General features: G+C 65.8%; 13 protein-coding genes. 5 read left to right on the plus strand and 8 right to left on the minus strand.

Going from position 1 to position 13,408, the window contains the following annotated elements; translation table 11 throughout:
* Window positions 1-122: 122 nt before the first annotated feature.
* From RDV64_RS05965 to RDV64_RS06000, 8 genes are all read right to left on the minus strand, one after another.
* Entirely contained in the window at window positions 123-1,178 is a 1,056-nt protein-coding gene (locus RDV64_RS05965; protein ID WP_309198356.1) for a D-TA family PLP-dependent enzyme, read from the minus strand.
* Entirely contained in the window at window positions 1,175-2,548 is a 1,374-nt protein-coding gene (locus RDV64_RS05970; protein WP_309198357.1) for an aminotransferase class III-fold pyridoxal phosphate-dependent enzyme, read from the minus strand. The genes RDV64_RS05965 and RDV64_RS05970 overlap by 4 nt, the downstream gene beginning before the upstream one ends.
* A gap of 31 nt (window positions 2,549-2,579) precedes the next feature.
* Window positions 2,580-3,857, minus strand: coding sequence for a TRAP transporter large permease (locus tag RDV64_RS05975; protein WP_309198358.1), 1,278 nt, complete (start codon window positions 3,855-3,857; stop codon window positions 2,580-2,582).
* A complete protein-coding gene (locus RDV64_RS05980) occupies window positions 3,854-4,387 on the minus strand; it encodes a TRAP transporter small permease subunit (RefSeq protein WP_309198359.1) in 534 nt (177 codons plus the stop codon). The genes RDV64_RS05975 and RDV64_RS05980 overlap by 4 nt, the downstream gene beginning before the upstream one ends.
* Window positions 4,388-4,458: 71 nt before the next feature.
* A complete protein-coding gene (dctP, locus tag RDV64_RS05985; protein WP_309198360.1) occupies window positions 4,459-5,544 on the minus strand; it encodes a TRAP transporter substrate-binding protein DctP in 1,086 nt (361 codons plus the stop codon).
* Between the two features lie 189 nt (window positions 5,545-5,733).
* Window positions 5,734-6,495 carry a creatininase family protein gene (locus tag RDV64_RS05990; RefSeq protein ID WP_309198361.1) on the minus strand — a complete coding sequence of 254 codons (762 nt, stop codon included), beginning with the start codon at window positions 6,493-6,495 and terminating at the stop codon, window positions 5,734-5,736.
* A 9-nt stretch (window positions 6,496-6,504) separates the two neighbouring features.
* Window positions 6,505-7,641 carry an amidohydrolase/deacetylase family metallohydrolase gene (locus RDV64_RS05995; RefSeq protein WP_309198362.1) on the minus strand — a complete coding sequence of 379 codons (1,137 nt, stop codon included), beginning with the start codon at window positions 7,639-7,641 and terminating at the stop codon, window positions 6,505-6,507.
* Window positions 7,642-7,743: 102 nt separating this feature from the next.
* The gene (locus tag RDV64_RS06000; protein ID WP_309198363.1) at window positions 7,744-8,109 is read right to left on the minus strand and encodes a RidA family protein; all 366 of its coding nucleotides are present in this window, start codon (window positions 8,107-8,109) and stop codon (window positions 7,744-7,746) included.
* 352 nt (window positions 8,110-8,461) lie between these two features.
* Here RDV64_RS06000 and RDV64_RS06005 point away from each other — a divergent pair, with 352 nt between their 5' ends.
* The 5 genes from RDV64_RS06005 to RDV64_RS06025 all read left to right on the plus strand — a co-directional run bounded on the left by RDV64_RS06005 (window position 8,462) and on the right by RDV64_RS06025 (window position 13,341).
* Entirely contained in the window at window positions 8,462-9,349 is an 888-nt protein-coding gene (locus RDV64_RS06005) for a MurR/RpiR family transcriptional regulator (RefSeq protein ID WP_309198364.1), read from the plus strand.
* 91 nt (window positions 9,350-9,440) lie between these two features.
* The gene (locus RDV64_RS06010) at window positions 9,441-9,944 is read left to right on the plus strand and encodes a TRAP transporter small permease (protein ID WP_309198365.1); all 504 of its coding nucleotides are present in this window, start codon (window positions 9,441-9,443) and stop codon (window positions 9,942-9,944) included.
* Window positions 9,945-9,948: 4 nt separating this feature from the next.
* Window positions 9,949-11,229, plus strand: coding sequence for a TRAP transporter large permease (locus tag RDV64_RS06015; RefSeq protein ID WP_309198366.1), 1,281 nt, complete (start codon window positions 9,949-9,951; stop codon window positions 11,227-11,229).
* A 31-nt stretch (window positions 11,230-11,260) separates the two neighbouring features.
* Entirely contained in the window at window positions 11,261-12,325 is a 1,065-nt protein-coding gene (locus tag RDV64_RS06020) for a DctP family TRAP transporter solute-binding subunit (protein ID WP_309198367.1), read from the plus strand.
* A 95-nt stretch (window positions 12,326-12,420) separates the two neighbouring features.
* Entirely contained in the window at window positions 12,421-13,341 is a 921-nt protein-coding gene (locus tag RDV64_RS06025) for an N-carbamoyl-D-amino-acid hydrolase (protein ID WP_309198368.1), read from the plus strand.
* Window positions 13,342-13,408: the final 67 nt, after the last annotated feature.

Below are 13,408 nucleotides of genomic sequence, written 5' to 3' on the forward strand. Positions count from 1 at the left end.
CCTTTCCGGCCCGTTGCGCGGCGGGAACGCGTGACAGCGCGCGCCCGCCGCGCCGACCTTTCAGGGCAAAACCGCAGCCGGCGCACCGCAACGCGCCCGCTGCGGCCACTGTCAGTCGCGGCTCAGCCGAGCCGGCCGCGCGCTGCGACGGGGACAGCTTCGACATGGTCGCCGGAGACGAGGTGCACCGCGTCGAACAGGTTCGACACCACGCAGACGTGGTTCGGGATCACGCGCACCCGCTGGCCGATCTCCGGCACCGCGCTGCATGCCGAAACGTTCACCACCGCGTGCTCTTCGCTGAGGCTGGTGACGATGGCGTCGGGATATTCCACCAGGTGGCCGTGGCCGGGGACCGGCGCGAGATCGGCGGCCAGCGCCTTGGAGCCGGTGTCCAGCACGATCCGGCCCGGCACCGGATGGCTGACCACGGTGGCAAGAACTGTGAGTGCGCAATCTTCAAGCGTGCCGTGGCCAAGCGCCACCTGCATCCGGTCCGAGTAGATGTAGGTGCCCGGGCGATGCTCGGTCGCGTTGGTCACGTCAGCGGCGTGGTAATAATCAGGCGAGCCGCCGTTGGACACGCGCCGCGGCGGCAGGCCGGCAGCGGTCAGCGCCGCCACCGCATCGCCCAGCGCGGCGTTGACCTCCGCAGTCTTGCCCCGCGGCGGATAGGTCATCACCCCTTCGAAGATGAGGCCGGGGGCGGTCTCGATGGATCGCGCCAGCGCCACGAGTTCATCCGGCGTGACAACACCGCAGCGCCCGGCCCCGGTATCGATCTCCACCAGAATTTTCAGCGGGTGCGCCGGATCGGCGAAATGCGCCGCATATCCCTCGACCGTGATTTCGCTGTCGGCGGCGACCGACAGTTCGATCCGCCGGTGCAGCGCGGCGAGGCGTTTGAGCTTGGGCGCGCCGAGGATGTTGTAGGGGATGAAGATGTCGGCGATGCCGGCGTCCGCCATCACCTCCGCCTCGCCGACCTTCTGGCAGGTGATGCCGACGGCCCCCAGCGCAAGCTGGCGCTTGGCCCACATCGGCAGCTTGTGGGTCTTGATGTGGGGGCGCAGCGTCATCCCGTTTGCATCGGCGTAGTCCTGCGCGCGGGCAAGGTTCGCCTCGGCAATCGTCGTGTCGATCAGGATGGCCGGGGTGTCGATCTCGTCCAGCGTCACAGGTCCGGCTCTTCCTTCATGCGCGCGATGGCGGCCTCGAACGCCTTCATCGTCACCGCCATGTCGTCAGCATCATGGGTGGCGCTGGCAAGGCCGCCGGGCCAGCCGGACAGGTCGACGCCGTTGATGATCATCGCCATGCGCAGCCGGTCGACCAGCGCGGAGGGCGCAGCCTTCAGCTCCTTCCACGGGAGGGCGAACGGGTCGAATGCCAGCGGGTCGATGGTGCGCTTTTCCACGTTGAGGAAGATGTGGAAGCCCGAATAGGTGCCGTAGGCGGCAAACGGCGCCCCTTTGGCGGCAAACAGACGGTTCAGCTTCTCGCGCAGCTCGGCAGCGTAGGCGTTGGCGCGATCGCAGGCGTCGCCGTTGGCGATGATGTCGAGTGCGGCAATGCCGGCGGCAGCTGAAACCGGGTTGGCGTTGAAGGTGCCGGGGTGGCCGATCTTCTCGAAGCTCTTGTCGGCCGCAGCCTCGAAGTCGAGCCGCTCCATGATGTCGGCGCGCCCACCGACCGCGCCGCCGGGCAGGCCTCCTGCGACGATCTTTGCCATGGTGGTGAGGTCAGGCGTTACGCCGGAGGCTTCCTGCGCTCCGCCGCGGGCAACGCGGAAGCCGGAAATCACTTCGTCGAAGATGAGGACGGTGCCGGTCTCGGTCGCCGCCTCGCGCAGCGCGGCGAGCACGCCGTCCGCAATCGGCACGCGGCCGAAGGAGGCCCCCGTCGGCTCCACGATAATTGCAGCCACGTCGCCGCCGGCCAGCGCCGCGCGAACCGCCTCGGTGTCGTTCGGCGCGACGAGCACCACGTCATCGGCAATGGACTGGAGGACGCCGGCAGTGGGCGTGCCGTCGAAGTGGCTGGTGTAGCCGTGCGTCATGTGGTCGTGCCAGCCATGAAAATATGACGCAAAGCGCAGAAGCTTGGTCCGGCCGGTGAAGGCGCGGGCAAGACGCAGCGCCAGAAGCGTCGCCTCCGTGCCGGAGGCGGTGAAGCGCACCCGCTCCACCGACGGCACCATGTCGATCACCGCCTTGCCCCACCGGTATTCGCGCGTGGTGGAGGCGGCAAATTGGGTGCCGTCGTCGAGCGCCTCCTTGATGGCCGCCGTCACGCGCGGATTGCCGTGCCCCAAAAGCAGCGCGCCATGACCGCCGAAATAATCGACATACTCGTTGCCATCGATGTCCCATTTGCGGCTGCCGCGGCCCTGATCGACAGTCAGCGGATAGGGCAGCATGTGCCGGGCATCGTGGGTTATGCCGGACGGGAACACTTCGCGCGCGGCTTCGGCCTGCGCAGCGGAGCGGCGGGTGCGATCGCGAAACTCGGCAACGATGGTGGAATTGGTCTGGGCGTCGAGCGCCATGGCGGGGGTCTCCGGGAGTCTTGGCGGCGGGTCAGTTGAACAGGCTCGGGATGAACAGAACGAAGGCGGGGCACAGCGACACGATTGCAATCACCGCAATGTGGCTGATGTAGAACGGCAGCGCCGCGACAATCGCCTTCTCGTAGGGAACGCCGGCGATCTGCGATGCGGTCATCAGAGTCATGCCGACGGGCGGGGTGATGTTTGCGACATTCAGCGTGATGATCATGATGATGGCAAAGTGCAGCGGATCAAAGCCGAGCTGCACCATGGCCGGCACCAGCACCGGCGCAACGACGACGAGTGCGGGCAACACGTCGAGAACGGTGCCGAGCGCGATCAGGAGGAGATTCACGAGGCCGATCTGGAGGACCCAGTTGTCGGTGATCGAGGTGATGATGCCGGCCGCGTCCCGCGCCAGCCCCGAGCGGGTGACGAACCAGCCCAGCACGGTTGATGTTGCCAGCAGGAAGAACACCACGCCGGAGAAGCGCACGGTTGAGACGAGGCAGTCCCACACCTTGCGCAGGGTGAGCGTGCGATAGAACACAAAGCCCAGAACCAGCGTGTACATGGCCGCGAATGCCGAGGCTTCGGTGATGGTGGTCAGCCCGCCGAGAATGCCGCCGAGGATGATGACCGGGACCAGCAGCGCGGGCACCGTCGGCAGGAATGCCCGGGCGGCGGCGCGCAGGCTGGAATCGCTGTGGCGCGGAAATTTGTAGAGCCACGCCATCACGATGGACGCTGCGAGAAGGCACACCGTCATCAGGACGCCGGGCAGGATGCCGGCCGCGAACAGGTCCAGCACCGAAACATTTTGCAGGATTGCGGCGTAGACAACCATGACGACGGAAGGCGGAATGATTGGCCCGATGATCGACGAACACGCGGTCACCGCGGCGGCATAAGCGGGGGTGTAGCCCTCTCTCTTCATCGCGGGGATGAGGATCTTGCCGATGGCGACCGTGTCGGTGATGGCGGCGCCTGTCAGGCCGGAAAAGAACAGGCTGACGACAATGTTGACGTGGCTGAGAGCGCCGCGAACGCGGCCCAGAAGCGCGTTGTTGAACGCGATCAGCCGCTCCGTCAGCCCCGCCTTGTTCATCAGCTCCGAGGTGAAGATGAAATAGGGCACCGCCATGAGCAGATAGCCGGAGACGCCCGAGAACATCCGCTCGGCAATGACCTGGATGAAGCGGATTCCGCCCAGCTCCCAACTGCCGGCGAGGCCGGAGAACGCCATCAGCATCGCAATGGGCGTGCCGATGAGAAGGAGGACGACGAAGACGATGAGTGCGGAGGTCATGGCCGGTTGTCCTTCTCGCCGGCGGCAAGCTCGCGGGCTTCTTCCATCGGACTGTCCTCATCGAGGAGTTTTGCACCGCACAGGACGTGGGCGAAGAGCACGAGGCCGGTGGCCGGCACCGCCGCCGTCACCCACCTGGCCGGGATCTGGATCTCGTCGGACACCATGTAGATATCCGTGGAGCTAAGAAAGAACTTGATGCCGTACCAGACCAGCAGCGCGGAAAAGAGGGCGACGAGAGCGGTGTTGACCCAGTGCAGCAAAGTGACACCCGCACGCGGCAGGAGGCCGATGATGGCCGTCATCGCGATGTGCTCGCCGTGCCAGAAGGCGACCGTGATGGACATGAGGCCGAGCCAGGGAATGAACAGGCGCGCCAACGAGTAGGTCCACGACAGCGCGTCCCCGGTGAGGACCATGTAAAAGAAGCCGGAGAACGAAATTCCCAGCATCGCCAGAACGAACAGGACGCAAAGCGCGGTGACGGTCTGGTTGAGCCCGGCTGACAGCCGGCTGCGCGAAAATGTCATCGAGGGGCCTTCCTGACCATTCAGGCTGCGGCAGGAAAAGGGCCGGCGCGCGCGCCGACCCAAAGTGCGGCTCAGCCGCCGTAGCGTTCCATGTCGGTGGCGGTCACGTCGGTCTTCAGCTGTTCGACGGTGGCGAGCATTTCATCCACCAGCGCTTCGTCGAGGCCGAAATCGTTGACGATCCATTCGCGCCATGCGGGTCGGGCGACCTCTGCCATCTTGGCACGCTCGGCGTCCGGCAGGACGTAGCATTCCTTGAATTCCTCGCAGGAGATCTGCCAGCCCTTGATTGCCGCCAGCGCGGAGATGCCATGCGCCAGGGCGATCGCCTCGCGCGCGGAGGTCACGACGGCTTCCTTGTACTCCTCGGGGAGCGACTGGAACCACTTGTCGGACACCAGCCAAGACTGTGAGTTGTACACGTGGCCCGACAGCGTCGTGTAGTCGTTCACTTCCCACAGGCTGAAGTTCTTCGAAACGCCGGGCGCGTTGAACTGGCCGTCGGCAAGCCCGGTCGACAGCGCGGTGATGACCTCGCCCCAGGGAAGCGGCGTCGCGGATGCGCCGAGCGCCTTCATGGTCGCGACGTGGGCGGGGTTTTCCTCGACGCGGATCTTCATGCCGGCAAGATCTGCGGTTTCCTTGATGAGCTTGCCGTTGTTGGTGAAGGCGACGAAGCCGCCGCCATCATCGAACGTGCCGAGAAAGCGCAGGCCGGATTCCTCGATGCTGCCCTTCATGAAGTTCGCGAACCATGCGCCGTCAAAGAAGGCGTGGGCAACTTCGTAGTTGGGGAACAGGAAGGGCGCGGTGATGACCTGATATTCCGGGAAAAACGAGCTCATTGCGCCGGACGAGATGATCGTCGACTGCAACAGCACGCCGTCCTGCGCCTGCTTGCCTGTCTCCACCTCGGACCCCAGCTGCCCGGCACCGAAGATCTCGACCTCGACCTCACCCTTAGTCTTCGATTCCACGAGGCTCTTGAAGTGGACGAGCGCGGGCTGGATCTCGTTGTTCATATCCTCGGGGACGAGGTGCGCAATCGCCATCGTGAACTCTTGCGCGGTGGCTGCGGCCGGGACCGCAAGGCCGGCGGCAAGCGCAGCTGCAGCCGTTGCGCCGCGTAGACGTGTCGTGTACCCGCTCCAATACATCGTGTTCTCCTTACGATCATCCGCCGCCCCTGATCCAGAATCGAAGCTCAGCGGCAGAAATAAATTGCAATTTCGCAATATTATCGACAATTGCGGCGAAAATCAAACCGGCCAATGCGCATCCTGCGTGCAGTTGCGCCAATATTTTACACGCCCTCCGACAAATCAAACGGCTTGATTATTGCCAACTCACCCCGAAACGCGAAGATCGTCAACCACTTCAACAAGTCGACTCGTGACGGCAGCGGTGATTTCCGCGCCCTTCTGCGCGCTGGCGAGCTCCGGGGCCCCCAGAACGCCGGTCCCGCCGGTCTGCTCGGCCATGGTGCGCACCAAAGTTGCAGCCTGACCGCTCAACAGGTCACCGCTGGCCCAGCCGAACACGGGCGCGCCGCCCCGCGGTGGGATCAGGTCTGCCCGAACATCGTCCGGCGCGGCCGCCAGAACGAGCGAGGTCTCGAACTCGCACGCGTGCCCGGTGGCACCGGGGCCGCCCTCCGCCAGCGGCGTCAGCGCCGCGTTCGCAAGCTGCCACCAGGTGGCAAACACGATCCGGCATTTCGGGTGCGCGAGCCCCAGCATTTCGGCAATCATCGCACCAACCGCCCGGTTGCCGCCGTGGCTGTTGAGGATCACCACGTTCCGAAATCCGTGACGCAGCGCGGACGACACAAGATCCGTCACATAGGCGGTAAAGGTGGCGTGCGAGACGGTGAGCGTCCCGCCAAGGTCCATGTGATGCTCCGAGCAGCCGACCTTCACCTGCGGCAGCAGGATCACGCCGTCCGGCCGCGCCGCTTCCAGCGCTGCCAGAAAGTGCGCGCCGATGACGGCGTCCGTTCCGGTCGCAAGGTGCGGGCCGTGCTGTTCGACGGCGGCGATGGAAACAACCAGCGGCACGCGCCGGTCCACCGCGCCCAGCTCGTCGCGGGTCAGGCGCTCCCAGATCACCGGTGCACCTCAATCACCGTGCCACCAGCGCCCGGCAAGGACGACGCCCTTTGCAGTCAGCCGCTGGGTGCCGGTCTCGACGAGGCCGCGCACGTCCTCCATCGGGAATTCGCCGTCTTCCAGCGACAGGATGGACGCATCGCCCACATTGCCCGGCCCGAAGGTGCCCAGCTCCGGCCGCTGCAACGCCTTGGCAGGCACTGCGGTCGACCGGTCGATCACCTCGCCGAGCGGCATGCCGAGGGCGAGGAATTTGGACATGGTGACGAGCTGGTCGTAGGCCGGCCCATTGATGCAGAAGGCATGAACGTCGGACGAGATGGTGTCGGGCGGGAAGCCGGCCGCCATCATCGCCCGCGCAGTCTTCCACGAGAACGAGCCCATGCCGTGGCCGATGTCGAAGTAGACGCCGCGGTCGCGCGCCTTGAGGATCTCCGGCTTGACGTTGCCATCGCCGCCAACCGGGGAGTTGGGGAACGGGCGGAAGCAGTGGGTGAGAACGTCGCCCTCGCGCAGCATCGCAACGACCGCCTCGTAGGAGGGCGGCGGCTCGTCGATATGGCACATCACCGGCACGCCCATTTCGCCCGCAACGTCGAGCGCGACCACCAGCGGATCAATGCCGGTGGGACCGGAGGCGTGGCGCCCGATGCGCACCTTCACGCCGACGATGAGGTCGCGGTTCGCCTCGATCACCTTGGCGCATTCCTTCGCGGCCATCAGGCGGAAGTCGTGGCTTTCACCGACCATGATGCCCGTATCGAAGCCGTAGATGCCCGCGAACGAGACGTGGAGGTAGGCGAGAATCCGCGGCTCGGACGGTTCGATCACGTGCTTGCGGAAGCCGGCGAAGTTGCCGGGCCCGGCGCTGCCGGTGTCGATCATCGTCGTCACAGCGCTGTCGCGGGCAAACATTTCCGGGTCGACGCCGAGCGAGGTGCCGCCCCAGTAGACGTGGGTGTGCAGGTCGATGATGCCGGGGGTGACGATCTTGCCCGACACGTCGCGCACCTCGGCATCGCCGGGGTCAAGTGCATCGCCGATGTCGACGACCGCGCCGCCGGAGAACGCGACATCAGCAGTCCTGTCGATGCCTTGCGACGGGTCGATCACCCGCCCGCCTTTGAGGATGAGGTCGAGGCCCATGGGTATTGTCCTGTTGCGCCGGTGGTCGGGCGCTGTCTTCGGCAGTGCCGCCAGGGCCGCACTCAGACGGGCTCTGGCGGTGGGGAGGGGAAGCCTCGCGGGTCAGCGCGGCCGGTAGGCGATGGCGTCGATCTCGACCTTGATGTCGATCATCAGGCGCGCCTCGGACGTGGTGCGCGCCGGCGGCTCGGACGGGAAGAACTCGGCGTAGGCCTTGTTGAACCCGCCGAAGTCGCGCGCATCCTCGAGGAGCACGGTTGTCTTGACGACGTCGGCCATTTCCGCGCCGGCAAGCTTGAGCGCGGCCTCGATGTTCTTGAGGCACTGGCGGGTCTGTGCGCCGACGCCGCCGGCAACGATCTCGCCATCGGACCCGACGGGGACCTGGCCGGAAATGTAGATGAAATCACCGGCGCGCACGGCAGGAGACAGGGGGACGGCGGCGCTGCCGAAACATTCTTTCGCCACGAGTGAAGGCTCCTCGGGTTGGCTGTGGATCGGGCGCACCCGCCGCCCCCGCCCGGCCGGCGCAATGCACCGCCCGCAGGGCCGGCCGCGGCCGCCTGACTGGTGGAGGCAAGACTAAAGAGAACGCGCCACGGCCCGCAAGCAGGAAGATGTAATTTTCCTTCATGTGACGCTTTTTTTGGCATTATGATCAAGTATTTTACGTATTCTGCTGAGTAAATCATGTTGCAAAATAACATTAAGCCCGTCACGCTTTTCCTCTGAAACCGGGTGCAGGGCGGGCTGAGCGCCCATGAAGACGACACCTGCGAACACCGGGTGATCGACGCAAGACAGAGGGAATGCCGGACAGGTGGACGGAACGCGCACGATCGACATGGTCGCCAGGCTGCGCAGCCTGGCCGCCGGGGGAAGCCCCGCGGAAAAGCGCCTCGCCGCCATTGTGCTCGACAGTGCGGAGACCGCCTCGGCCGCGCCCATCCGGGCGCTTGCGCAATGGGCCGATGTGTCCGAACCCACGGTCACGCGGTTCTGCCGCGCGCTCGACTGCGAGGGCCTGCGCGACTTCAAGCTGCGGCTGGCCCAGATCGTCGCCATCGGCGGCTTTTCCATGTTTCCGGGACCGATCCACCGCAGCCCCTACGACGAAAGCATCATCACCAGTGTGCGCGATGGTGCGATCGGCGCCATCCAGCGCACCGCGGCCACACTCGACATGACGCTGATTGCCAAGGCTGCCGAAGCGATCGCAGGGGCGCGACAGGTCGTGGCCTTCGGCTCCGGCGGGGTCTCTTCCATGGGCGCGGTGGAGCTGGAGAACCGCCTGTTCCGCTTCGCCATCCCCGTCACCGCCCATACTGACGGGCAGATGCAGCGCATGGTGGCCGCGGTGGCCGGCCCCGGCACCGTCGCCGTCTCCTTGTCCTCATCCGGCTCGGCGCCGTCCGTGGTCGAGGCGACGCAAATTGCGCGCGACTACGGCGCCACCACCATCGCCATCACCGAGCCGGGCTCGGCGCTCGCCGGCCGGGCCGAAATCGTGCTCGGCTTCAAGGTGCCGGGCGACGGTGTCGTCATCAAACCGAGCGCGTCGCGCTACGCGCTGCTCACCGTGGTCGACGTTCTTGCAACCTCCGTTGCCGAAGCGGTCGGCCCGTCGGCGCTGGAGGGACTGCGGCGCATCCGCAAGAGCCTCGCAGCGCTTGGCATGTCCAACTCTGACCGCCCCATCGGCGACTAGCCACCGGAGACACGCGCACCACCATGACCCGCCTCCCTCAAAACCGCGCCCGCGCCCTGCGCCGGACGCCTTGCGGATGGACAAAAGCCCGATGAGACAGCTCGCAGGCAACGCAAGTCTTGTCCTCAACCGTGTCGTGGAAGCGGTGGTGGTCATTTTGATGGCGCTTCTGGTCCTCGACGTCTGGGTTGGCGTCATGGACCGCTACATCTTCCACTGGCAGCTCAACTGGCCCGAAATTCTGGCCCGCTACCTGATGATCTGGATGGCGTTCCTCGCAATTTCGTGCGGCATCGCCCGGCGCGAGCACATCGGCCTTTCGATCCTGATCGACCGGCTGCCGGTTCCGCTCCGGCGCGGCGCTCTGATCCTGTGCGACATCCTCGCCATCGGGCTCTTTCTCTATGTGCTGTGGTACGGCATCGGCTTTGCCTCAAGCGGTCTCAACCGGCGGTCGATGATCTTCGGCATGTCGATGGCGCCCGCCTTTGCCGCGGTGCCGGCGGCTGCGGCGCTCTCGGTGCTGCAACTGGCGCTGTGCATGGTGCGCGACGGTGGCCGGCAGGCCATGGTCGCCCAGGGCTCGGAGGTCTGATCCGATGATCGTCGGTGCAATCTTCCTCGTCCTCCTTCTGATCGGGATGCCGATCGGCTTCACCATCGGCCTTGCGGGGCTGGCTGGCCTCGTCTCCATGGGCGGCGAGCGCTTCCTCGCCCTCGGTGTCTCCAAGCTCTTCTTCGGGCTCGACAATTTCCCCTTCCTCGCCATGCCATTCTTCATTCTGGCGGGCGAAATCATGAACCACATCGGCATCACGCAGCAGCTGATGCGGTTCGCCCATGTGCTGGTCGGCCATTTCCGCGGCGGCCTTGCCCACGCCAACATGATCGCCTCGGTGTTCTTCGCCGGCCTCACCGGCGCCGCAACAGCCGACGCTGCGGCGTTCGGCAAGACGCTGGTGCCCGCCATGGTCGAGCAGGGTTACAAGCGCGACTATGCCTGTGCCGTGACCGCCGCGGGCTCCATCATCGGCCCCACCATTCCGCCCTCCGGCCTGATGGTGGTCTACGGATCGCTGCTGGGTGTTTCCATCGGCGGGCTCTTCGCGGCAGGCATCCTGCCCGGCCTCGCGATCTGCGCGGTCTGCATGGCCATCATCGCGCTCGGCGCCAAGCGCAACGGCCTGCCGAAACCCGAAAAGCGCGCCTCGCTGCGCACCATGGCAAAGACCTTCGGCACCTCGATCGCCGCGCTCTTCATGCCGGTCATCATTCTTGGCGGCATTCTGGGCGGCATCGTCACGCCGACGGAGGCGGCCTCGGTTGCCGTCGCCTACGCGCTGTTCCTGGGCGTCGCGGTCTATCGCAACATGGGCTTTGGCGACCTCTACGTGATGCTCCTGTCCACCGCACGCATCACCGGCATCATCTTCGTCATCATCGCGTTTGCCTCCATGCTCGGCTGGTGGATGAGCTTCGAGCGGGTGCCGCAGGCCATCGCAACGGCGGTGTTCGCGATCTCCGAGAACCGCTACGTCGTCATCTTGCTGATCGTCGCGGTGCTGCTCCTCGTCGGGATGGTGATGGACATCACCGCGATCCTCATCATCCTGGCGCCAGTGCTGGTCCCGCTCGCCAGCCAGATCGGCCTGGAGCCGATCCACTCGGGGATCATCTTCGTCCTCGCCCTCAACATCTCGCTGATGACGCCCCCGGTCGGGGCCTGCCTCTTCGTTCTCTCGTCGGTCACCGGCGAGAAGATGGAGGCGATCGCCGCCAGGCTCTGGCCGTTCCTGCTCGCCGAAGTCGGCGTGCTTCTGGTGTTCGCCTACTGGGAGGGCCTTGCCCTTCTGGTGCCCCGCCTCCTCGGCTTCGCCTGATCCCCTGCCTCACAAGAAGGAAACGCAACCAATGACCTCGACCCTTCCCAGAATTCTCGCCAGCGCCACTGCGCTCGCCCTGGTCCTCGCCTCCGCGCCCGCCGCCTTCGCGCAGACCACGCAGATCCGCATCTCCCACGACAACAACCCGGACCCTTACGACAACCCCGCCCACGCCTGCGCAGCCGTTCTCGAAACCATCATCGAGGCCGACACCAACGGCGAGATCGACGTCGAGGTTTATCCCAACGCCTCCATCGGCACCGCCACCGAGCAGGTCCAGATGGTGCGCGACGGGATCACCGAGATCAGCCTGTCGTCCACCGGCGCGATGGCGCCCTATTACGAGAACATCGACGTTCTGAACCTCCCGTTCGCGTTCGCCGACAACGGCGCCACCTACGAGGTGTTCGACGGCAAGTTCGGCGCGGCGCTGGCTGCCGACATGGAAGAGAAGCTCGGCGACGTGAAGGTGCTCGGCTTCCCCGACACCGGCGGCTTCTTTGCGGTGACCAACTCCAAGCACTCGATCGCCGACCTGAAGGATTTCGGCGACATCCGCCTGCGCACGATGACCGTGCCGTCGCACCAGGCGATCATGAACGCGCTTGGCGCCGAAGCCTATCCGCTGGCCTGGGGCGAGGTCTATTCCGCGCTGCAGACGGGTGTGATCGACGGGCAGATGAACCCGATCCCGATCATCTCCTTCTCCAACTTCAGCGAAGTGCAGGGCTACCTGACGCTGACCAACCACCTCTTCTCGCCCTACACGCTGCTGATGAACAAGGCCGCCTATGACGGGCTGACCGACGATCAGAAGAACGTCCTCCAGTACGCCGCGCAGGCGTGCGTCTCCGCGTCGCGCGGGCTGTCGCGCATCATCGAGGCGTCGGACCGCGGTCTGTCCGGCCTGTCGGAAAAGATGGAGATCACGGCGCTGACGCCCGACCAGCGCGAAGCGATGCGCGCCGCGGCGCTCCCGGCATTCGACGAGCACATCCAGTCCGCGCTCGGCGAAGACGGGCAGGCGCTGGTTGCCATGTTCAAGGAAGAAGTCGCCAAGGCCAACGCCTCGCAGTTCATGTCCGGCGAGTAAGGCCGGCGGGGGAGCCGGTCCCGCACCGGCTCCCCTCCTCCACTGCCCCGTGCCTGCGCGCGAGCGCGGAAATCCGCTGATCCGAGGACGCCACGATGCCAAGAACGCTCACCGTCGCCGCCGCGCAGCTTGGCCCCATCGCGAGGGACGAGCCGCGATCATCCGCCGTCGCGCGCATGGTTGCTCTGATGGAGCACGCGCACGGCCGCGGGGCAGAGCTGGTGGTGTTTCCGGAGCTGGCCCTCACCAGCTTCTTCCCGCGCTGGTTCATGCCCGACCAGAGCGAGATCGACACATGGTTCGAGCGCGAGATGCCCTCCGCGGACACCGCACCACTGTTCGAAGCCGCGGCCCGGCTCGGCGTCGCCTTCCACCTCGGCTATGCGGAGATTGACGGCGCGAACCGCTTCAACACCGCAATCCTTGTCGGCCCCACCGGCGAGATCCTTTCCAAATACCGCAAGGTCCACCTGCCGGGGCACCGCGAGGACGAACCCTGGCGCCCGTTCCAGCACCTCGAAAAGCGCTATTTTGCGCGCGGTGATCTGGGCTTTCCGGTGGTGGATGCGCTCGGCGGACACGTTGGCATGTGCATCTGCAACGACCGGCGCTGGCCGGAAACATGGCGCCTCATGGGGCTGCAGAGCGCCGAGCTTGTCTGCCTTGGCTACAACACGCCGCAGCATTACCCCAACGCCCCCCAGCACGACCGCCTGCAGGATTTCCACAACCACCTGTCGATGCAGGCCGGCGCCTACCAGAACGGCACCTATGTGGTCGCCGCCGCAAAGGCGGGGCTTGAGGAGGGTGCCGAGCTGATCGGCGGGTCATGCATCATCGCGCCCACGGGCGAGATTGTCGCCCTTGCCGCAACGCGCGCCGACGAGGTTGTGGTTGCCGACATCGACTTCGACCGCTGCCGCGAGATCCGCACCAACATCTTCGACTTTGCCCAGCACCGGCAGCCGGACCTTTACACCGCGCTGGCCGAACCGGCACCTGCCCCCGCGAAATAGCGCGCACGCGCGCCGCCCACCCTTTCGGCTCAGTCGACGGACATTGAGATCGCGAAGCGAAAGCCAA

Origin of the sequence: Acuticoccus sp. MNP-M23, from assembly GCF_031195445.1 — a bacterium.
Taxonomy (GTDB): domain Bacteria; phylum Pseudomonadota; class Alphaproteobacteria; order Rhizobiales; family Amorphaceae; genus Acuticoccus.